Origin of the sequence: Phyllobacterium trifolii, assembly GCF_014192095.1 — a bacterium.
GTDB lineage: Bacteria > Pseudomonadota > Alphaproteobacteria > Rhizobiales > Rhizobiaceae > Phyllobacterium > Phyllobacterium trifolii.
The window spans coordinates 70,207-90,574 of record NZ_JACHXN010000011.1 but is presented as its reverse complement, the minus strand read 5'-3'; the positions used below and the strand labels follow the sequence as shown (position 1 = coordinate 90,574).

The following is a 20,368-nucleotide window of genomic DNA, read 5'->3' as shown; positions in this document are numbered from 1 at the left end:
TCATTTCGCTTCCCTCGCCCCTTCCGCTCAGCCTCAAGCAAGGCTTGACGCTCCCTTTATTGCGGCGTATAAAACCAAACAGTTAAATAACTGAATGGTTCAGCATAGAATGACACCTAATCGTCTCGACAATATCTTCTCGGCACTGGCAGACCCGACACGCAGGGCGATCCTGGCACGTCTGGCGCTGGGCACGACCTCGGTGACGGAACTCGCCGAACCGTTCCGCATGTCCGGACCAGCGGTATCGAAGCATCTCAAGGTGCTCGAACGTGCCGGACTCATCATTCGCGGCCGCGAGGCGCAATGGCGTCCATGCAGTCTCGACGCGGCGCCGCTCAAGGAAGTGAGGGACTGGCTCGAACATTACCGGCGTTTCTGGGAAACCAGTTTCGACCGGCTGGAAGAATATCTGCAGGAGGTTCAGACAAATGGAGATAGCGATGGCACAGACCAACGTTGAAACGAACGCCTCAGCCGGTCGCGTTCTGACCATAACGCGCATCTTCAGCGCGCCGCCCGCGCTTGTTTTCGATGCCTTCTCAGACCCAAAACGCATGTTGCAATGGCTCGGCCCGCGCGATTATCCGGCAAGCTACGTTGAATCGGACATGCGGGTTGGCGGCACGTGGCGCGCTTGCCTCGATAGCCAAGCAAGCGGCGAGAAGCTGTGGCACGGTGGCGTTTATCGCGAGATCGTGCCGGGCAAGCGCCTGGCGTTCACCTTCGCCTGGGATCAGGCGGACGGTCGGCCAGGCCTCGAGACGCTCGTCAAGATCAATTTCGAAGATCAGAACGGCAAGACACTAATGACATTCCAACAGAGCGAATTCGATACGCCTGAAGATTGCGACGGTCACCGGGAAGGCTGGAACAGTGCCTTCGATCGGCTGGAAGAGCTGCTCGCGCAGGACTGACATATCTCCCGATCAAACATTCGACATGAAAAAGGCCCGAAACGATGTCCCGGGCCTTTCTCTTTGCATCTGATGGAGGATCAGAGTTCCTATTCTGCGGCGGCTTCCGCCTCGACAACGCGGCGGCGAGCGATTGTTGTCTGCGTGACGATCAATGCACCGACGGCGCAAAGGGCAATGCCTGCCGCCATCGGCAAGGCGGTGCCGTCGAAGAACGCGCCGGCGATACCCATGGCGACAGCGGCGGTAACGAACTGCAGCGTCCCCATCAGTGCCGATGCCGTGCCGGCGATTTCGCCGTGATCTTCAAGCGCAAGCACACCGGTTGTCGGAAGAACAAGGCCGAGGAAGCCATAGCCGATGAAGAGGAAGGTCGCCATGACCGGCAGCTGATTGAAGCCAAGGCTCATGACGACGACCATGACAACCATGGCCAGCGAAAAGCCTGTCACAGCGTTGCGCATCACGCGAACGAGGCCATAACGAGCCCCGAGCCAACCCGTCAGCTGCGAGACAGCAAAGAACGATACCGCGTTGATCGAGAAGGCAAAACTGTACTGTGTCGGCGTCAATCCGTAATGATTGATCAGCACGAAGGGCGAGTTGGCCAGGTAGACGAGAAAGCTGGACAGGCCAAGACCACCGATGAAAGTGAGCGTCAGGAAGTTGCCGTCCTTAAACAGCAGGCGATAAGCTGCCATGGCGGTGCCAAATCCGCTTTCCGAGCGGGCTTCCTTAGTCCGTGTTTCTGTCAGCTGCGTCGAGAGCAGGATCAGACCGAGAAACGCAGCGATCATCACCGCCCAGAATACGCCGCGCCAGCCAAAAAGGACGATGACGGCACTGCCTGTCAGCGGAGCAAGGATTGGCGAGATACTAAAAACCAGCATCAGCAGCGACATCAGCCGTGCGGCCTGTACGCCCGTATGCATATCGCGAACGATAGCGCGGGGGATAACCATGCCAGCGGCGCCGCCAATGCCTTGAAGGAAGCGGAATGCGATCAAAGTCTCGACATCGCTCGCCAGCGCACAGCCGATGCTCGCAACGGCGAAAAGTCCGATGCCCATGTAGAGCGGTGCCTTGCGCCCCCACATATCTGAGATGGGCCCATAGAAAAGCTGGGCAACCGCAAATGGAATGAAGAAGGCCAGAAGGCTCATCTGCACGGCATTGTTTTCCGCGCCGAGATCCTGTCCGATTGAAGGCATCGCGGGAAGATACATATCGATCGCAAAGGGACCGATAGCTGTCAGAAGGCCAAGGATGAGGGCACTGCGAAAGAAGGAGCTCGTCATGATGGTGGTCTTTCAGAAAACCGCGGCGCAAAAACCGGATTGTCTTCGCGCCAGCTCTCGGAGGGGTTCAAACTGATTTTCGGGGGCCGATATGAGTGCGCGAGCTTGGGAGGATAGCGCATCAACACGGCAAAGTGCTGTGTCAACAAATTTGGACACAAATGTCAAACTAGACACTGTTGTCTAAAACGTCAAGACGCATTATCTTCAGTTCATGAAAAATCGCAACGAACCAAGAGCCGGAATGGGCCATACCCAGCGCGGTCAATGCGCAAAACGCATTTCAATATTGGATGCCGCCGCCGAGGTGTTTTGTCGTGAAGGTTTTTCAGGAGCGAGTATCGACGAAATTGCCGTAGAGGCCTGCGTTTCCCGCCAGACCATATACAACCACTACCGTGAAAAGGAAACTCTGTTCACCGCGGTTGTCGAGGATGTCATGGACCGTGCCAACGCCATGCTGTTTTCGATATTATCAACCTTTCCAGACAAGTCGGATCATCTTGAGGACGATCTGACAGCCTTTGCCATTCGCTTCACAAAAAATTGCCTGTGCAATCAGGATGGCAAATTCCTGCGCAAGCTTGTGCAGTCCGAGGGCGAGCGTTATCCGCACCTCTTTGAAACATGGCGCCAGCATGGCCCGGGCAAGATCGGCACGGCTCTGGGCGCTCTTTTTGCACGCCTCAGCCACAAAGGTGTGTTGCGTATCGACGATTTCGACCTTGCTGCCCGCCAGTTTCTTGCCCTGGTCAACGCCGATCTGCAAATGATCACGCTGTTCGGCGGTACGCCGACCGATGAACAATTTGAAAGTGCTGCGCGCAACGCGGTGCAAACTTTCATCCGCGCCTATGCAGGGCCTGCGAGCGAGGCGGCGCCGCGAACACCTGCCCTTGCGGTCGTCAGCTAGGTCGTAAACTCATAAATCTGATGGAAATGGTAGGAGGCCATTTGTTCGGGTACGAGGAGCAAAGGCAAAGGCAATGTCTATCCATTGTCGAGCCTTTGCGACGATGTTGCCGGGCAAATGGACCCTATCCTGCGGACGCCGAAACGGCTGCAAGCTGCAATGTCGAACCGCTCGGCCGGGGGAAAGACCCCGCCCTTCACGCTTCTCCTCGCATCTTCTTGCCGTTTCAGGCGCCATTTCTACCAAATTTATGAGTTCACGACCTACCTACTGAAGTTGATATTTCATCTTAAAATTCGCCGCAAACGACGTTTAAATTGTATTTTACGTTCGTCAATTTTTCCGACGAACGTTAAATTTTTTTGTGCGGCAGACAAGCGGTCGCAATTCCGCTAGCCATGCGCCATAATGGGTAAATGATGATAGCCATCTCCGCTTGACAGGGAGGGGTGAATCCATGGGATAAGAGTGCATGCCACAAGATATGATCCGCTACGATATACTTGCCCAGGAAGCGCTTCGCGGCGTTATTCGTAAGGTGCTTGGCGAAGTCGCCAAGGCGGGTCTTCCCGGCAACCATCATTTCTTTGTCACTTTTCTAACCGGTGCGGCAGGTGTTCGCATATCGTCGCGTCTGCACGAAAAATATCCGGAACAGATGACGATCGTTTTACAACATCAGTTCTGGGACCTGCAGGTTACCGACGTGCTTTTCGAAGTCGGGCTTTCCTTTGGCGATGTACCCGAACGTTTGGTCGTCCCCTTCTCGGCGATTCGCGGCTTCTACGACCCGTCAGTGAATTTCGAACTGGAATTTGATGTCGAGGTCGAAGAGGCAGTTGGCGATAATGATCAAGGCATAACCAGCATTACTCCGATCCCCCAAACCGACAAGCCCAAGCTTGCAACGCCCAGCGCCAAGCCGAAGCCACCAGTGAAAACGGTGAAAAAGCCGGTCAAGGCTGGCGACAAGCCGGATACTGAGGGGAGCGGAGACAAATCCACCGCATCCGTGGTGTCGCTGGATTCTTTCCGCAAGAAGAAATAGCTCGGCTATGGCCGAGATCGTCAATCTTCGACTGATCAAGAAGCGCAAGGGCAAGGAGGCTGCGGAGAAGACCGCAGCCGAAAACCGGGTCCTGTTCGGACGGACCAAAGCCGAGAAGCAATTTGACCGGGAAGCCAATCGCAAGAAAGCGCGCTTTCTTGACGATCACCGCCTTGAAACAAACCCCTCCTCCACAGAAGACGATACGGACGGCAAGTGAGCGGTGTCCGCAAACGTTCGGTCACCATTCGTGGACACCGCACGAGCTTTTCGCTCGAAGACCCTTTCTACGACATCATGATTTCGATCGCGACCAGCCGCGGCATGACGCTTGCGGGCTTGATTGCCGAAATTGACGAAAGCCGTGATCGCAGCTCCAACCTGTCATCGGCGTTGCGCATCTATGTGCTGGACTGGGTGAGGAACGACAACAATAAGCGGCGATAGCCACCTGTTTTGACTCATCAATCGCTTGCGGAAAAAAATTATCCTGCCGTGTCGGAACGGCAAGCCCTCATTCGTCTTACAGATAGTGCAAACCGCTATGAAAGGGAAAGCGATGCCTGCCAAACAAAAGATCACCCCCTGCCTTTGGTTCAATGGAAACGCCGAAGAGGCAATGGATTTTTACATGTCCATCTTCGAGGACAGCAAAATTATCAATAGACTCAACTGGGGCAAAGAGGGGGGAAGCAAGGAAGGCTCGCTGCTCGTCGCCACTTTCCAGCTTGCAGGCCAGGAATATATTGCCTTGAATGGGGGGCCGGAATTTCAATTTTCCGAGGGTATTTCGCTGTCCATTGACTGCAGTACCCAGGAAGAAGTGGATAGACTGACCGAAAAACTGACGGCCGATGGCGGGCAAATTCGCCCCTGCAGCTGGGTCAAGGACAAATTTGGCCTGTCATGGCAGATCGTTCCTACCATTCTTCCCGAGATGCTGCGGGACAAGGACCAGGCGAAAGCCGACCGTGTCATGGCAGCGATGATGAAAATGTACAAAATCGACATCCAGAAGATCAAGGACGCATATAACGGCACCAGCGATTAATGGCGTTACTGAATCTTCGGGTCCAGGGACTTGGGCTCGAGCGTTTTCAGGAACTCATCGACTGACTGCTTGTCGAGCGCACCAGTGCCCTGCGGCGCCGCTGCAGCGCCACCCGGTCCGGGGGGCGTTTGCGGCTGTGGCGCGGCGGGGGCTGGTGCCGGTTGCGATTGTTCGATCGCTTTTTGTGCCGCCTGCTCGGCTGCACGTCTTTCCGCTAAAGCCCGCTGCTCTGCGGCGAGCCTTTCAGCTTCGGCGCGTTCAGCAGCTGCACGTGCTTCCTGTTCGGCCTTGAGCCGGGCTTCTTCGGCAAGCCGCACACGCTCATTCGCGCGGGCCTGATAGAGTTGGACCTCGCGGCGCAGACGCTGCTTTTCGACAAGCGCGGCCTGCATGGTTTCCACGCGCTGTTGTTCGCGCTCCAAGGTGCGCTGGGTCAGGAACTGTTCAAGCGGCTGCCGGTTCAAAGCCAATTTTGGATTGTCCAGTCGACCGGCCAGACTGAACTCGACAAGCGGGTCGGCTCCAGCAACCACGGCCTTGCCAGGATCGAAGGTAAAACGCCCTTGCGATGCAATACTCATGTCGGAAAAATTGAGCCGCAGATCGGCGGCCAGCGTTGCGGCTTCGCTTTGAAGCTGGAATGTCGAGGTCCGCGCCATGCCGCCGGCAATCGTGAAGGCAAATTCCGCAGTGCCGGCATTGAACGTGCCCTCATGCAAATATTTGCCAATCGTGGCAGTCACAGCAGCGGCGGCGACCGGTCCCTCCATCGCGTCCGCCGCTTGGAGGATCGGCTTCAACGCGCCGGGGTTGATTGCGTTGATCGCAAGATCGGCGACAGAGACCACGCCCGAACCGGCGACAGATTCCATCATCTCGGCAATCGACGTACCAGTCGCATTGACAGAGGCCGATATCTTCGCCTTGCCCTTCAGCGGCGTCTGGTCCTCATCGGGCTTGTAGAGGGCCTCGAGAGCCGTCTGGTCGAGCGTAAACTGTCCGGTCGCCAGACCTGTACCGCTGGTATTGCGCAATTCGAACATGCCGTGGACCTGGCCGCCAAGCAGATCGCCTTTTACATCGTCGAGACGAAGCGAGCCGTCTTTCAGGGTAGCAATCGTCTGGAATTTGCCCATCGTGCCAAGAATCCCCGCCGGGGCTTCCGCAGCATTGACTTTCACGTTGAAATTCACCGGGAAAAGCGGTGCGGCCGCGAAGTTCTCCGTCGGCCAAATATTGCGACCTTCAGTTCCGAGCGCATTCGTGCCCAGCATGAATTGCGCCAGTGACGGAAGGTCGAGTTGAGCGAGCGTCAGATCGCCTTGCGCCGCCGGTATACCGTTCTCGACATCGAAGCCCAGTCGGCCAGCGATCTTCCTGCCGCTCACTTCGCCGTTCAAATCGGGCAAGGTCAGTTTACCCTTCGAAAGCTGGAAACTGCTTGCGATGTCAACGGGCATGCCATTGCCAAAGCCGGGCAATGAATAACCTGCCGTTGCGATATAGGATTCGAGATCCGCTGCCTTGATCGAGGCACGGCCCTCGCCGCTTAGCTCGCCGCCAATGTCCCGAAAACTGCCGTCGACAAGCGCCTGTCCATCCGAGGACTTCAGCGAAAGCTGTGTCTGCAGGCCATCCTTTTCATTCCCCTTCAACGCGAGGTCGGCCTCCAGCTCACCTGCCATGCCGAGTGGCAGCGCAGGAAGTCCTATCAATGCCATCAGCGTCTCCGCCTGTGCGCTACGCGCATCCATCGTCAGCTCGAGCGAGCGCAACTTGTCAGCGTTTTCCGTGGTCGTACCGGAGAGGGTTACGTCCATCCCTCCGGTTTTACCGGCCGCGCTTAAAGAGAACTCGGATCCGCCTTTGCCATGCAAAGTGTTTGCAATGACATTGAGATTGGTCTCCTCGAAGAGACCCGGAAACCGGGCGGCGTTCTCGCTCAAGGTCGTGATGAACGGGAAATCCGGAAACCGGGTAGCCATAGCCGCAACAAAGGGGGCGAGATTGTCGGAGAGAATGGTGGAGTCGAGCGAGCCTGAAGGTTCGGCCTTGAAGGGTGCAAGCTTGCCGGTCGCGGTTATGGTGGTACCTGCAACATTACCGATTGTCAGCCGATCGATATCGAAAACGCCGTCGCGCAGGCGGAAAGCTGTGTCCAGAGTTTCTGCCACGAGCCGGTCATGTGTGACGGGGCCCGCTTTAAGATGCACATCGAGATCCTCGCCGCGCAACTGCGGCGAACCGTTTGCGGATGGCGTTCCAGTATTGCCGAAGATCGCCGCGAAAGCCTCCAGCGCATCGGCATCGAGCGCCCCGCCCTCAAGCGTCAGTTGCGTCAGCGGCAGGGACTCTCCTTTGGCGCTGCGTACCAGCGAGCCTTTGAGCGATGCGCCGCCAAGTGCCAATTCCAGATTGTCGACCTTCTGCAACTCGTCATGCAGGCTCACATCACCGGAAAAACCGGCTCCGGGCAAGCGCCGGATCGACTCGTCAACGGAATCCGTCAGCCATGCGGCGAGCCCCGAGGGCTGACGTGATGCAATCAGCAACCGCCCGTCGAAACCAAAATCGTCCCCAACCTGCAATGTGCCCTTGGCTTCGAACTGGGTTCGCCCCGGTAGTTCCGCCTTGACCTGGTTGATCTGCCAAGCCCCGTTCGACGGCGCCGCGTCGATCGTCACCGAGCGGATCGTCGTGTCACCTGCAACGATCGCTGGAAGTTTGAGATCGATCGTACCGGGAACAGTTGGTATTGGCAGTTGATCCATCAGACGCCGGAACACACCCATCCGTTCAGATGCGGTGGCCGGTTTGGGCGTCGTGCCTTTGGCTTGTTCATTCTGATTGGCAAAGGTGACCTGCTGTCCGTCCGCCTTGATTTCAAAATGCGGATCATTGCCGTAATCGAAGAGCGCGTTGCCATTGACGATGTAGGGATCATCGACGGTCCCCTGCTCCATGCGAAATTCGGGGATGTTGATCTTGGCGTGATCGGCTTCAAAACGCCCGGTGACGCGAACGCTGGAAAGCAACGGCTTTTCGGTTTTCCCGGCAGTCTTGACACCGTCGGCGGCAGCCACCTCGTCAGCCGAACGAATGTCGATATTGCCGGCATATTTCAGCACGCCTTCATTCACGGTCAACTCGCCGTCGGTCTCGAATGCCGCCGGAATGCGGTCCGGGGAAACGCGTGCATGAACATTCAGCGTGCCATCGGGCTTCACAGCCCCCGTTGAAGCGGAGACAGCTGTCTTTGCGCCGTTGAAAAACAGCGTTCCATCAAATTTCCAGGGCCCGGAAAGGTCGGTTGCCGACAATGACGCGTTGAGGTTTCCAATCGTCCGGGTGGTTCCTGTCGAGGCATCGCGAATGACCACCGAGCCATCTGTGATGCGCATATCCTCCAGCCTGACCTGCGCCGAATGGAAAGGGGGACGGGGACGGATCGCCCAGTCGATGACGCCGTTCTTGTCGATGGCCACCTTTGCCGTCGGCTTATCGATCCGCATGTCGAAGATCAGGATTTCGCCGCGCACGAATGGCGCAAGTTCGGCGTCCATCGAAAACTTCTCGATCGTCATCACCGGCTCGGAACCGGGATCACCAACCTTGACATCGGAAAACGTCACTGACGGAAATGGCAGAAGCCGCGCGCTGGCGCTGCCTGCGACTGTCACGGGCCGCCCGAGCAGCGCCGAAGCTTCTCGCTCGAAGGAGGAACGGTAACCGGCCCAATCGACAAAGTACGGCACAACCAGCGCCGCAGTCAGCACCAGTACCAGTAATCCGCCGATAAATACGAACAGGCGTGCCAGTGTCCTACTCCGATCGATACGTGCCGGGCACCATAAGCACCAGTTTTTGGCGGCGGCAAGACATGACAGTCTTTCTGGTCAATTTGCAACGCTCACACAATGGTTTAGCGCTAGGAATCAATTCGTGAGCCTAAAGGCGTAAGATCTTGCCGGGATTCATGATATTGCCCGGATCGATTGCGCGCTTGATCGCTTCCATCACATCGACAGCACCACCGAGCTCTGCCCGAAGGAACTTGATCTTGCCCTGGCCGATGCCGTGTTCACCCGTGCACGTTCCATCCATCGCGATCGCCCTCAAATTGAGACGCTCGACAAAGGCCTCAACCTTCTGGATCTCGGCCGGGTCTTTCTCGTCGAACAGCACGAGCACGTGGAAATTACCGTCGCCGGCATGACCGACGATCGGCGCTATCAGCCCGCTCTCCTCGATATCCTTCTCGGTCTCGACGATGCATTCCGCCAAGCGCGAGATTGGCACGCACACGTCAGTCGAAAGCGACTGTTTTCCAGGCGCGAGCGTCATGCAGGCGAAATAGGAATTGTGGCGCGCCGACCAGAGCTTCTCACGCTCTTCTGCATTGGCTGTCCATTTGAATTCACCGCCGCCATTGGCAGCGGCAATTTCACCGAAGAGTTCCGCCTGCTCGGCCACGCTGGTTTCGCTGCCGTGAAACTCGAGAAAGAGATAAGGTGCAGGCTCATAATCCAGCTTGGAATAGGCGATAATCGCCTGCATTTCGAGCTGATTGACCAGTTCGATGCGCGCGACGGGAATACCCATCTGAATCGTCTCGATCACCGCATTGCAAGCGCTTTCAAGATCCGGAAACGCGCATATGCCGCCGGAAATTGCTTGCGGAATGCCATAGAGCTTGAGCGTCAACTCCGTGATGATGCCGAGCGTGCCCTCCGACCCAACGAGGAGACGCGTCAGATCATAGCCTGCCGATGTTTTCTTCACCCGCTTCGACGTGGTGATCAAGCGTCCGTCCGGCATCACTGCCTTCAGTGCCAGCACGTTCTCGCGCATCGTGCCATAGCGCACGGCATTAGTACCCGAAGCGCGCGTCGCCGCCATGCCGCCGAGGCTGGCATTCGCGCCGGGATCGATGGGGAAGAACAAACCCGTGTCGCGCAGATATTCGTTGAGCTGCTTGCGCGTAACCCCTGGTTCTATAACGACATTCAAATCTTCGCTGTAGACCTTGAGAATGCGATTCATACGCGAAAGATCAATGGAAATGCCGCCGGCTGGCGCGTTGACATGGCCTTCAAGGGAAGTGCCTGTTCCAAACGCGATCACCGGAACGCCCCATTCGCTGCACAGGCGCACTATTTCCTGAACATCCTCGGCGGACTCAACGAAAACGACCAGATCCGGTGCCTGGTTGGGCACGTAACTCGTCGTATGCGCGTGCTGTTCGCGAATGGACTTGCCCGACTGCGCATTATCGCCGAAGCGTTTCTTCAGAATAGAAACGACCGTCGCGATACCGTTTTCGTTGCGTAGCAAAGCGCCCGCGTCTGCCAATGCCATTCCAGTTCCACCCTTCAATATACGTCTTCCACGCGTGCATTTTCGGGGAATGCACACGACTTGTCCAGTTGTAACTCTGTGTGATTACCGTGACGACTTCCCGCATGCGAAAAGGCGGGATCTAATTGTCGTCGTCATCCTCGTCATCGTCTTCGCCCGGCTGCCAATCAGTGACGGGGATGAAGCGTTCCTGCTCACCGGTCTTTTCAAACACACTGCCGACAGGAGCGTCCAGAAGCGGAATGATACTGGGATCGTAATTGGCGATGGTATTGACCTCGAAGATGCCGCTGTTGTCCGGGTCTTCCATATAGTCGTCGCTCTCGAAACCGGAGAGAAACCGCCAACCGCTATCCATCTCGTTGTCAGGATCCTCGCGGTACATGAAGCGTACCGGATAGCCATCGATCGTGATCGTATCCGTCGCAATGCAACCGCCATAGTTGCGGATCAATGGCCGTATCTCGTTCTTGGTGAGTCGGTAGCTTTTCTCCATAGCTAATTTTAGTTGATCGTCAGGGATTTGGCTAGTTTTCGAAAACGATCGGAAAACTTGTCCTTCTCGCTGCTCCGCACGATCAGGATGGCGCGCACGTAACGGCTTGTTTCAAAACGAGCAATTTGCGCGACGTACAGCGCATCTCCGCTGGCAGCATCCTTGGCACTCCCGTCGATCTCGACCCATTCCGCGCCATTTTCTTCAGAGCTCGTCTCGTTGTCCGACTGCACATCCTTGATGCCAGTCAATGAGGCGAATGCCTGTTTGGCAAAGGACATTCGCGCCGGCGCTTCCGGTGCAGTATTGAGATTGGACGCAATGATGATGATGGGCTGCATCGAGTTTGCCGCGACATCATTCGGACCCTCGGTCAAAAGAAAAGTCGCCCCTGCTATCACGCGCACCGGGCGAAATCCGGCCGTATCGGACACCTTGAACGGCAAGGCGGCGACCTGCTCGTCGAGGCTTGGCGGGTTGCGGATCGTGATCGTGCGCAGGGCGGTCTCGACATCCGCGTCCGACAAGCCTCCCTGGACGCCGTCGGGTATTTGTACCGTCACCATGGCAGTTGTCGTCTTCGCACCGACCAGGACCACCCATTTCCGGTATTTGATCCCGGCCGCGACCTGGCTGCCGCGAATGAGTTTTGAGACCACAGCGCCTTCGACAGGCCAATCTTCCGGTTGGCCAGCCTCGATACCGGTCGCGCGCAGACCATCGGGATTGAATTTTGCCGCGAGCTCCGCATAGGCGTCCACCGGCAGTTCCGTCAGAACGATCGATGTACCTTTGGCGGCATCTTCGAACCCGCTGAAATTGGTAGACAGGACCAGACCGGGAGGAGGCACAAGCCCGACACCCGAACCGCCGGGAAAAACCCGCTCTTGTGCAAGTCCCAACTGGACGCTTGCCAGCATAAAGAGCGCGAGGCTCAGGATCAGGGTAACAATTCGCATCGGGTCATTCCTTCTTTCAGCAGAAGTAATGGCCTTAGAACGGTCCCGCAAGCTTTTGGTTTCCCTTTTGTTTTTCGTACTCCTCACGCCAAATTCTTCTGGAAGAACGCTACCGTCCGGCTCCAGGCGAGATCCGCCGCTTTCTTGTCATAGCGGGCTTCGGACGTATCATTGTTGAAAGCGTGGTTCGCGCCATCATAAATATGGATCTCGAAACTCTTGCCGTTTTGTTCGAGGGCTTTCTTGTAGGCATCGATACCTGCATTGATCCGCGTATCGAGACCGGCATATTGCAAAAGCAGCGGTGCCTTGATTTTGGCGACGTCTTCGGCTTTTGGCTGCCGGCCATAATATGCGACCCCGGCGCCGAGATCGGGTGCGTTGACGGCAAGATCATTGACCATGCCACCGCCCCAGCAAAAGCCGACGACGCCCACTTTGCCGGTGGTCCCTTTGTCCTGCTTGAGATATTCGATGGTTGCAACGCCTTCTGCAATCGCAGTTTTTGAATCCAGCGCTTGGATCATATCCCGCGCCTTGTCCTCATCGCCCGGCGTTCCGCCAGATGCGGAAAGCAGGTCCGGCGCCAATGCGACAAAACCTTCGAGCGCCATGCGGCGGGCAACGTCACGAATATGCTCGTTCAGGCCGCGATTCTCATGGATGACAATAACAGCCGGGAGCTTGCCCGAGCGTTCTGCCGGGCTTGCCCGATATCCCTTGATGTCTCCTGCGGATGACGAAAAAACGATGTCCTTGGTGCGAAGCCTTGGGTCATCGACCGCAATGATTCCGGCTTGCGCAGCGTTTGCCGCCAGCATAGGGGCGATGACGGCGGCAGCAGCCCCGGAACCTGCAAGCTTGGTCAACTTTTCCATGAAGGCGCGGCGATCAAGCGACAGGTGAGTATATTCGTCGTAGGCCTCGACCATCGCTTGGGTGATTGTCGGCTTGTCCATAACTGTTTCCTCCAAACGTGGAGGACGAGGCGCGTGTCCCTCGCATCAGCCCTTGGCTCGATGCGAAAGGATACCGGTTGAAAGGGCAACGCCAAGTCCGGTGATAAGTGCTGCCACAATCTCCCAGACGCCGACCGGCTCGTCAAGGAATATGGCACCGCCAAGGGCAGCCAGAACAGGCGTCAGTGCACTGAAGGCGGCTGCCTGGCTGCCACCAAGGGAACGGACGGCGATGCCATAGGCCAACATCGCGGCAAGACCCGACAGGACACCCTGGCTCAGGAACTGCAAACCGAGCTCAGGCAGTGGAACCTCGAGAATCGTGGAGCCGAAGGTGAGCGCGAGGCCAACGTGAATGAGGAAAGACCAGACCGCGATCAGCGCACCGCCCTGCAGTGCCGTCAAACCGGACCGCTTGAATGCATGGGTATAGCCTGCCCACAGTAAGGCACCAAGCGGCAGGAAGACGAAGCTGACCCACGTGATTTCATGACTGTTGAGGGCAAGCACGAGAAGGATGGCAAGACCGGCGACAATGGAGCCAAGGCCCAGCCAGCGCGTGAGATCCGGCCGTTCGCCGAAGACAACGACACCGATCAGTGCAGCAGCAAGCGGCATGGAGCCGCCGAGTAGAACACCGACGGCCGAAGCGGGCGTCGAATGAATGGCGAAGGTGGTGACCTGAAAGAACAGCGCACCAGCACCACAGACCATGATCGTCAGAAGGGCGAGCGGAACATCGCGAGGGATAAGTCCCGTCTTCAACCACACCGGTGCGAGGACCAATGCCGGAACACCGTAGCGGATGAGGCCAAGATCGATCGTGCCGAGATGCGTGCCGCTACTGTGGCGGGTGGCAATGATCCACGTCGCCCAGATGAAAACGGTGACCAGCGCACCCGCATAGCCTGTGGCGAGGGAATTGGATTTCCTGAATTCTGGACTGAGAGCAACCATCGGAACTTCCTTTCAAAAATGCCCGAACATCTTCGGTTGAAAGTCAGGATAGCGCCTATGGCATGAGCATGTCCTTGCAAGTTGATGCCACCGTTGATACGCTTTCAGCAATATTCAGTAAGTTAAACAGAAGTATGAGGCCGTTTATGCCAAATCTGGATAAATTTGATATTGGAATACTCGAAGCGCTGCAGGAGGACGCACGGGCGACCAATGTCGAGATTGCAGAGAAGGTGAATCTTTCGCCCTCACCTTGCCTGCGCCGTATCCGCAATCTGGAAAAGGCCGGAGTCATCCGCGGTTACCGCGCTGATATCGACCGCAAGGAAGTCGGTCTCGGCTTGACGGTGTTCGTGGAAATCAAGGTCGGGCAGCACAGCCGCGAAAATTCCGACGCGCAACAGGCGGCGCTCATTGCCATGCCGGAAGTGACAGCTGCATTCCTCATCTCCGGAACCGCGGATTTTCTCGCCGAGGTGGTTGTCGAGGATCTGAGCGCCTATGAGCGGTTCCTCACTGAAAAGCTGTTGTTGCTTCCTGGCGTTGCGGACATCCGTTCGAATTTCGCCATTCGCACCGTGAAAACGGGAGCTCCTTTAAAGCTCCCGCAGAGATAATAGATCTGTCTCGTCAGACTACTCGCAGAACGAGATACGATTGCTGAAAGGATCGATGACCATCACCTCAAGTCCCCAATCCTGCTGTTCAATACCGGGCTTCATGAAGCGGTAGTCTTTCGAGTGAAGTTCTTTATGCAGCGCATCGATGCCATTCATGCGGACGAAGACGCGAGCGCCCGGACTGGCGTCGCCGGAATGCTCGCTGAGATGCAAGGTGAGTCCAGAGCGCGAGACCTGACAATATAGTGGGAAATTATCGCCGAAGCGATGTTCCCAATCGAGCGTGAACCCGAGGAAATCAAGGTAGAATTCCTTGGCCTTGGCCACGTCGAAAATCCGCAGGATCGGAATAGCCGGGCCAAATGAAACGGCGGCATTCGTCGTTGGCGACTCATTCTCGATCTTCGCGGCAAGCACGTTCCAACTGTCGAAACCGAATCCCGCCGCGACGAGTTCCAGCCCCTCGCTGTGGGAGATCTCGATATTCTTTTGCTTGAGTGCCTGGCGCAACGACTTGGCGATCGCCTTGGCGTCATTGAATGTACGCATCGTTTTTCCTTCGCATCCGGTGAACGAGGAAAGTCAGTGCCCGCATTGCCGACCCGTTCACCTATCAAAGGATGAAACGACGTTTTTGTACGATACATTCACCTTGAGCCGTGGGGCCCGCGAGCGGCCGGCTGCATCTGCCGCCTCAATTGTTAGAGGCGGTTTGAAGCGCAGTCAATCCGGCCTATACCCTACTTCGGCAGGGTATAGGCGATGACATAGTCGCCGGGTTTTGTCCCGACAGAACCGTGCCCGCCGGCGACCATGACTACATACTGTTTGCCGTTCAAAGCGAAGGACATGGGCGTCGACTGGCCGCCTGCCGGAAGGCGTGCCTCCCAAAGCTGATTGCCGTTCGTGACATCATAGGCGCGCAGATAATCATCCACAGCAGCACTGAGGAAAGCGACGCCGCCGGCGGTGATCATAGGACCGCCAATGCCCGGAACGCCGACCTTGAACGGCAATGGCAGCGGCGACGAATCCCGCACTGTACCATTCCGGTGCTTCCAGGTGACCTTGCCGGTGCGCAGGTCGGCCCCGGCCACATAGCCCCATGGTGGAGCCTGGCAAGGCAGGCCGAGCGGCGAAACAAAGGGTCCCATGATGACCGCATAGGGTGCGCCTTCATTACGATTGAGGCCCTGCTCACTGCCCTTGGTATTGTCGCCCGGCGGCGGAACATCGGCACGCGGAACCAGTTTTGAGGTAAAGGCAAGATAGGTCGGCATGCCGAACATGATCTGGCGCCCGGGATCGACAGCAATGCCGCCCCAGTTGAACACGCCGAAATTGCCCGGATAGATCAGCGATCCCTGCAGCGATGGCGGCGTGTAACGGCCCTCGTAGCGTAGCTTGAGGAACTCGATGCGGCATGCCAGCTGGTCGAACATCGACACGCCCCACATATCCTTGCCCGTCAAACGCTGCGGTATGAAGTTGAGAGCAGATACTGGCTGTGTCGGAGCGGTATGATCCCCCTCGATGGCACCTGTCGGCGCCGGGACTTCCTCTATCGGCAGGATAGGTTCGCCGGTACGCCGGTCGAGAACGTAAATGTCGCCCTGCTTGGTCGGCCCGACGAGTGCTGGAATGGCGCCCGTTGCGGTATTGATATCGAGGAGCGTCGGTTGCGCGGGAACATCCATGTCCCAGAGATCGTGATGAACCGTCTGGCGTACCCAACGCAATTGCCCGCTGTTGAGATCAAGCGCAACGATCGACGACGAGAACTTCTCGACATTTTCCGACCGTCCCGCACCAAGCTGGTCCGGCGTCTGGTTGCCGAGCGGAACGAACAGCAGTCCTAGTTTTTCATCGGCACTTGAAACCGACCAGCTGTTGGGCGAGTTGTGGGTATAGGTCTGGCCCTCCGGCAAGGGCGTCGTCACGTCGGGATTGCCTGAATCCCAGTTCCAGATAAGCGCGCCTGTATTGATATCGTACGCACGAATGACGCCGGACTGCTCATGTATCGAGTAATTATCATTGACCGCACCGCCGACAATAATCTTGCCGGCAGCGACAACAGGCGGCGAAGTAGAATAATAATAGCCCGCCGGATCGTATGGCATGCCCTTTTCAAGATGGAGGGTGCCTTTGTCGGCGAAGGAGGGGCAGATCTGGCCGTTTGCCGCATCAAGCGCAATCAATCGCGCGTCTGAGGTCGGAAGATAGACCCGTTCGGCACAAGGCTGGCCGGGCTGCAAAGCCGGGTCCGCATAGTAGGAGACGCCGCGGCATGTCTGGTGCTGGCGATCGGGATTGAGCCCGACATTCGGGTCGAACTTCCACTTTTCCTTGCCGGTTGCTGCATCGAGCGCGATGGCCCAATTGTGCGGCGTGCAGATATAAAGCGTGTCGCGCACTTTCAGTGGCGTTACCTGATAGGTGGTTTCACCGATATCATCGGGCAGTTTCACATCGCCGGTCTGGTAGGTCCAGGCAACCTGCAAACTATTGACGTTGTCTGGCGTAATCTCTTTCAGCGGCGAATAGCGTTGGCCATAGGGTGTGCGACCATATTGGTGCCAATCGTCGGCGGGAACGTTGCCGCCAAAATCAGGCTCGGTTGCGATAACCTCCTCGCTGAGTTCGCCCGTGATTTGCTTCGGATCCCCCATCATGGAGTAGCCGGCAACAACAAGTGCGGCGAGAACGGTGAGCAGCAGAGGAACGGCCGGACCCCACGACGTCCGCTGTGCGTCAGCGCCAGTATTCAGGCCAAGGCGAATCCACGGCGTCAGCAACCATAGCCCGAGCAGGATGATGACACCGCCGCGCGGCGCGAGCTGCCACCAGTCAAAGCCGATCTCCCAGATAGCCCAGCCAAGCGTAGCGATCACCAGGACCGCGTAAACGAGTAACGCCGAGGCGCGTTTCCGGAAGAGAAGATAGGACGTAATCAGGAAAGCCAGCCCAGCGAGGATATAATACCAGCTGCCACCAAGCACCGCGAGCCAGACCCCACCAGCACCCAGTGCCGCACCGATCAGGAGGAAAACAACGGCTGTCAGAGTGATTGCCATGGGGCGGGAGTCCTTTTCCAAGCTCAATCAGGATCGAATGATCTCTGACATGCGGCTGCGAACGTGCCGGCGGTTGTCAGGGTGTGCTCAAGTCAAAGAGTCGTCTCAATCAAAATGGGTATGCCGTAAATCCAAAGGACGCAATATCGCTTGGCGTATATTTCAACTTCAAGTTTAGGTGTAGAAGATTGTGCCTAAGCCTCGCCGTTCTCTTTTTGTATCGCATTTTTCTGGTTTTTCGGTACCGAATCACTACATTGGGTTCAAATGTCCGGATTACCTGACGATATGCCGTTTTTCGACGAAGCTGATGTGCCACCGCGCCAGCCTTCGGGTATAGCTGCACGCGCCATGCAAGCGCGTGGAGCGCCACCCTACCTGAGCGGGCTCAATCCTGAACAGCGACTGGCGGTTGAAACGACGGAAGGTCCGGTGCTCGTCCTGGCTGGTGCCGGTACGGGCAAGACGCGCGTTTTGACCTCCCGTATTGCGCATATCCTTTCGCTGGGCAAAGCCTGGCCAAGCCAGATCCTGGCGGTAACCTTTACCAACAAGGCCGCCCGTGAAATGAAAGAGCGTATCGGCGTTCTGGTTGGCGGTGCAGTCGAGGGCATGCCATGGCTCGGCACCTTCCACTCGATCGGCGTCAAGCTGCTGCGGCGTCATGCGGAGTTGGTTGGCCTCAAGTCCGATTTCACCATTCTTGACACGGATGATGTTGTTCGCCTGATCAAGCAGATCATCCAGGCCGAGGGCCTCGACGACAAACGCTGGCCCGCCAAGCAGTTTGCTCTCATGATCGATGGCTGGAAGAACAAGGGCCTTGGCCCTTCCGAAATACCGGAAGGCGATGCGCGCGCCTTTGCCAATGGCAAGGGGCGCGAGCTTTATAGCGCCTACCAGAACCGCCTGAAGACGCTGAACGCCTGCGATTTCGGCGACCTGCTCTGCCATCCGATCCGCATGTTCCGCGCCTATCCGGATGTGCTGAAGGAATATCACGCCAAGTTTCGCTATATCCTTGTCGACGAGTATCAGGACACCAATACCGCGCAATATATGTGGCTGCGGCTGATCGCGCAGGGTTCGAAGAATGTCTGCTGTGTCGGCGATGACGACCAGTCGATTTACGGCTGGCGTGGCGCGGAGGTAGACAATATCCTGCGCTTCGAGAAGGATTTTCCCGGCGCGGTTGTGATCCGGCTGGAGCGCAACTACCGCTCGACGGCGCATATTCTTGGTACCGCCTCGTTCCTGATTTCGCACAATGAAGGCCGTCTCGGCAAAACCCTCTTCACCGATGCGGCCAATCCTGAAGATGCGAAGGTCAATGTGCATGCCTCCTGGGACTCGGAAGAGGAAGCACGCGCCGTCGGCGAAGAGATCGAGCAAGCCCAGCGCAAGGGCCACAATCTCAACGACATGGCGATCCTTGTGCGCGCCTCTTTCCAGATGCGCGAGTTTGAAGACCGTTTCGTCACGCTCGGCCTGAACTACCGGGTGGTCGGCGGCCCGCGGTTTTATGAACGTCTCGAGATCCGCGATGCGCTGGCCTATTTCCGCGTCGTAGCGCAAGGCGCTGACGATCTCGCGCTGGAACGCATCATCAACACGCCCAAGCGCGGCCTCGGCGAAGCGGCAATCCGGCAGGTGCATGATTATGCACGGGCCCGCGACATCAGCATGCTCGACGCGGCGGCCGACCTCGTCCAGACGGAAGAGCTGAAGCCCAAGCCGCGCTCAGCGTTGCGCGAGGTGGTGGAAAATTTCCAGCGCTGGCAGGGGCAGATCGACACGACCCCGCATACGGAGCTCGCCGAGAAAATCCTCGACGAATCCGGCTACACGGCCATGTGGCAGGCGGATCGCTCCGCCGAGGCACCGGGCCGGCTGGAAAACCTGAAAGAACTGATCCGCTCGATGGAGGAATATGAGTCGCTGCGCTCTTTCCTCGAACACGTCGCGCTGGTCATGGATGCCGAGCAGAACGAAAACCTCGATGCCGTGAATATCATGACGCTTCACTCGGCCAAGGGCCTTGAGTTTGAGACGGTCATCCTTCCAGGTTGGGAGGAAGGCCTGTTTCCGCACCAGCGCGCGCTGGATGAAGGCGGCCGCTCGGGCCTCGAAGAAGAACGCCGCCTCGCCTATGTCGGACTGACGCGCGCCAAGAAGAACCTGCATATCTGGTTCGTTTCAAACCGGCGTATCCATGGCCTGTGGCAATCGACGATCCCTTCCCGGTTTCTCGAAGAGCTGCCGGAAGCGCATGTGGACGTGGTGGCGGGCGGCGATAGCTACGGAGGGTATGGCGGCCGAGGCGGCGGTTACGGTCAATCGCGCTTCGACCGCGCCGACCCATTCGAGAACACCTATTCAACGCCTGGCTGGCAACGCGCCCAGCAAAACCGCTCCGACGCGACACGCAACAACTGGGGCTCGCGCTCCGGCGCAAAGGTGGAGCGTATCGGCTACGGCGAAACGGATTCCGTCCTCGGCGCAGGGCGCGGTTCAGTGAAGGGTCGCACGATCGATGGCGAACTGGTGGCAAAATCCGTCAGCGAAACGCCCTCGAATTTCGACGTGGGCGACCGCGTGTTCCACATTAAGTTTGGCAATGGCAATGTCTCATCGATCGAAGGCAACAAACTGACGATCGATTTCGACAAGGCCGGGCAAAAGCGTGTGCTGGACAGCTTCGTGAAGGGGATTTGA

18 protein-coding genes are annotated in these 20,368 nt (G+C 57.4%); 9 read left to right on the top strand and 9 right to left on the bottom strand.

From position 1 onward, the window contains the following. Positions 1-109 precede the first annotated feature (109 nt). Together FHS21_RS17345 and FHS21_RS17340 are read left to right on the top strand one after the other, a co-directional pair. Positions 110-463, top strand: coding sequence for an ArsR/SmtB family transcription factor (locus tag FHS21_RS17345; protein WP_183663295.1), 354 nt, complete (start codon positions 110-112; stop codon positions 461-463). Further along, positions 444-917: an SRPBCC family protein gene (locus FHS21_RS17340; RefSeq protein WP_112530036.1), complete on the top strand. Its 474-nt coding sequence runs from the start codon at positions 444-446 to the stop codon at positions 915-917. Before FHS21_RS17345 ends, FHS21_RS17340 begins: the two co-directional genes overlap by 20 nt. Before the next feature lie 89 nt (positions 918-1,006). Here FHS21_RS17340 and FHS21_RS17335 read toward each other — a convergent pair whose 3' ends face one another. Further along, entirely contained in the window at positions 1,007-2,215 is a 1,209-nt protein-coding gene (locus tag FHS21_RS17335) for a multidrug effflux MFS transporter (protein WP_183663293.1), read from the bottom strand. 214 nt (positions 2,216-2,429) lie between these two features. On the opposite strand from FHS21_RS17335, the gene FHS21_RS17330 reads away from it, so the two are divergent. From FHS21_RS17330 to FHS21_RS17310, 5 genes are all read left to right on the top strand, one after another. Then, a complete protein-coding gene (locus FHS21_RS17330; RefSeq protein WP_183663292.1) occupies positions 2,430-3,128 on the top strand; it encodes a TetR/AcrR family transcriptional regulator C-terminal domain-containing protein in 699 nt (232 codons plus the stop codon). A 472-nt stretch (positions 3,129-3,600) separates the two neighbouring features. Further along, a complete protein-coding gene (locus FHS21_RS17325) occupies positions 3,601-4,176 on the top strand; it encodes an SspB family protein (RefSeq protein ID WP_112530042.1) in 576 nt (191 codons plus the stop codon). Between the two features lie 7 nt (positions 4,177-4,183). Further along, positions 4,184-4,396: a DUF4169 family protein gene (locus FHS21_RS17320; protein WP_112530044.1), complete on the top strand. Its 213-nt coding sequence runs from the start codon at positions 4,184-4,186 to the stop codon at positions 4,394-4,396. After that, complete coding sequence (locus tag FHS21_RS17315; RefSeq protein WP_112530046.1) at positions 4,393-4,623, top strand: ribbon-helix-helix domain-containing protein; 231 nt, start codon at positions 4,393-4,395, stop codon at positions 4,621-4,623. The genes FHS21_RS17320 and FHS21_RS17315 overlap by 4 nt, the downstream gene beginning before the upstream one ends. 97 nt (positions 4,624-4,720) lie before the next feature. After that, positions 4,721-5,227: a VOC family protein gene (locus tag FHS21_RS17310; RefSeq protein ID WP_246411078.1), complete on the top strand. Its 507-nt coding sequence runs from the start codon at positions 4,721-4,723 to the stop codon at positions 5,225-5,227. Positions 5,228-5,232: 5 nt separating this feature from the next. Here the strand turns inward: FHS21_RS17310 and FHS21_RS17305 are convergent, their stop codons facing one another. The 6 genes from FHS21_RS17305 to FHS21_RS17280 form a co-directional block, all read right to left on the bottom strand. Further along, complete coding sequence (locus FHS21_RS17305; protein ID WP_446686528.1) at positions 5,233-9,045, bottom strand: AsmA family protein; 3,813 nt, start codon at positions 9,043-9,045, stop codon at positions 5,233-5,235. 130 nt (positions 9,046-9,175) lie between these two features. After that, positions 9,176-10,585 carry an FAD-binding oxidoreductase gene (locus tag FHS21_RS17300; RefSeq protein ID WP_183663288.1) on the bottom strand — a complete coding sequence of 470 codons (1,410 nt, stop codon included), beginning with the start codon at positions 10,583-10,585 and terminating at the stop codon, positions 9,176-9,178. A gap of 121 nt (positions 10,586-10,706) precedes the next feature. Then, positions 10,707-11,081 (bottom strand): DUF2185 domain-containing protein, encoded by a 375-nt coding sequence (locus FHS21_RS17295; RefSeq protein ID WP_112530052.1) that lies wholly within the window; start codon positions 11,079-11,081, stop codon positions 10,707-10,709. An 8-nt stretch (positions 11,082-11,089) separates the two neighbouring features. Then, a complete protein-coding gene (locus FHS21_RS17290; RefSeq protein WP_112530054.1) occupies positions 11,090-12,040 on the bottom strand; it encodes a hypothetical protein in 951 nt (316 codons plus the stop codon). A gap of 83 nt (positions 12,041-12,123) precedes the next feature. Continuing rightward, on the bottom strand, positions 12,124-12,999 hold the full coding sequence (locus FHS21_RS17285) for a dienelactone hydrolase family protein (protein WP_112530056.1): 876 nt from the start codon (positions 12,997-12,999) through the stop codon (positions 12,124-12,126). 45 nt (positions 13,000-13,044) lie between these two features. Further along, positions 13,045-13,956 carry a DMT family transporter gene (locus FHS21_RS17280; protein ID WP_112530058.1) on the bottom strand — a complete coding sequence of 304 codons (912 nt, stop codon included), beginning with the start codon at positions 13,954-13,956 and terminating at the stop codon, positions 13,045-13,047. Positions 13,957-14,102: 146 nt separating this feature from the next. Between FHS21_RS17280 and FHS21_RS17275 the strand changes: the two genes are divergently transcribed. Further along, on the top strand, positions 14,103-14,573 hold the full coding sequence (locus FHS21_RS17275; protein ID WP_112530060.1) for an Lrp/AsnC family transcriptional regulator: 471 nt from the start codon (positions 14,103-14,105) through the stop codon (positions 14,571-14,573). An 18-nt stretch (positions 14,574-14,591) separates the two neighbouring features. On the opposite strand, the gene FHS21_RS17270 is transcribed toward FHS21_RS17275, so the two are convergent. Together FHS21_RS17270 and FHS21_RS17265 are read right to left on the bottom strand one after the other, a co-directional pair. After that, on the bottom strand, positions 14,592-15,125 hold the full coding sequence (locus tag FHS21_RS17270) for a glyoxalase superfamily protein (protein WP_112530062.1): 534 nt from the start codon (positions 15,123-15,125) through the stop codon (positions 14,592-14,594). A gap of 191 nt (positions 15,126-15,316) precedes the next feature. Further along, positions 15,317-17,653, bottom strand: a complete 2,337-nt coding sequence (locus FHS21_RS17265; RefSeq protein ID WP_112530064.1) for a glucose/quinate/shikimate family membrane-bound PQQ-dependent dehydrogenase — start codon at positions 17,651-17,653, stop codon at positions 15,317-15,319. A gap of 267 nt (positions 17,654-17,920) precedes the next feature. Between FHS21_RS17265 and FHS21_RS17260 the strand changes: the two genes are divergently transcribed. After that, a complete protein-coding gene (locus FHS21_RS17260) occupies positions 17,921-20,368 on the top strand; it encodes an ATP-dependent helicase (RefSeq protein ID WP_112530066.1) in 2,448 nt (815 codons plus the stop codon).

Bases quoted from the DNA above. Each gene is read 5' to 3' on its own strand.
- FHS21_RS17290 (WP_112530054.1), bottom strand. From the start codon at position 12,040: ATGCGAATTGTTACCCTGATCCTGAGCCTCGCGCTCTTTATGCTGGCA.
- FHS21_RS17340 (WP_112530036.1), top strand. From the start codon at position 444: ATGGCACAGACCAACGTTGAAACGAACGCCTCAGCCGGTCGCGTTCTG.
- FHS21_RS17280 (WP_112530058.1), bottom strand. From the start codon at position 13,956: ATGGTTGCTCTCAGTCCAGAATTCAGGAAATCCAATTCCCTCGCCACA.
- FHS21_RS17345 (WP_183663295.1), top strand. From the start codon at position 110: ATGACACCTAATCGTCTCGACAATATCTTCTCGGCACTGGCAGACCCG.
- FHS21_RS17310 (WP_246411078.1), top strand. From the start codon at position 4,721: ATGAAAGGGAAAGCGATGCCTGCCAAACAAAAGATCACCCCCTGCCTT.
- FHS21_RS17270 (WP_112530062.1), bottom strand. From the start codon at position 15,125: ATGCGTACATTCAATGACGCCAAGGCGATCGCCAAGTCGTTGCGCCAG.
- FHS21_RS17335 (WP_183663293.1), bottom strand. From the start codon at position 2,215: ATGACGAGCTCCTTCTTTCGCAGTGCCCTCATCCTTGGCCTTCTGACA.
- FHS21_RS17330 (WP_183663292.1), top strand. From the start codon at position 2,430: ATGAAAAATCGCAACGAACCAAGAGCCGGAATGGGCCATACCCAGCGC.
- FHS21_RS17275 (WP_112530060.1), top strand. From the start codon at position 14,103: ATGCCAAATCTGGATAAATTTGATATTGGAATACTCGAAGCGCTGCAG.
- FHS21_RS17265 (WP_112530064.1), bottom strand. From the start codon at position 17,653: ATGGCAATCACTCTGACAGCCGTTGTTTTCCTCCTGATCGGTGCGGCA.
- FHS21_RS17320 (WP_112530044.1), top strand. From the start codon at position 4,184: ATGGCCGAGATCGTCAATCTTCGACTGATCAAGAAGCGCAAGGGCAAG.
- FHS21_RS17295 (WP_112530052.1), bottom strand. From the start codon at position 11,081: ATGGAGAAAAGCTACCGACTCACCAAGAACGAGATACGGCCATTGATC.
- FHS21_RS17285 (WP_112530056.1), bottom strand. From the start codon at position 12,999: ATGGACAAGCCGACAATCACCCAAGCGATGGTCGAGGCCTACGACGAA.
- FHS21_RS17260 (WP_112530066.1), top strand. From the start codon at position 17,921: ATGTCCGGATTACCTGACGATATGCCGTTTTTCGACGAAGCTGATGTG.
- FHS21_RS17300 (WP_183663288.1), bottom strand. From the start codon at position 10,585: ATGGCATTGGCAGACGCGGGCGCTTTGCTACGCAACGAAAACGGTATC.
- FHS21_RS17325 (WP_112530042.1), top strand. From the start codon at position 3,601: ATGCCACAAGATATGATCCGCTACGATATACTTGCCCAGGAAGCGCTT.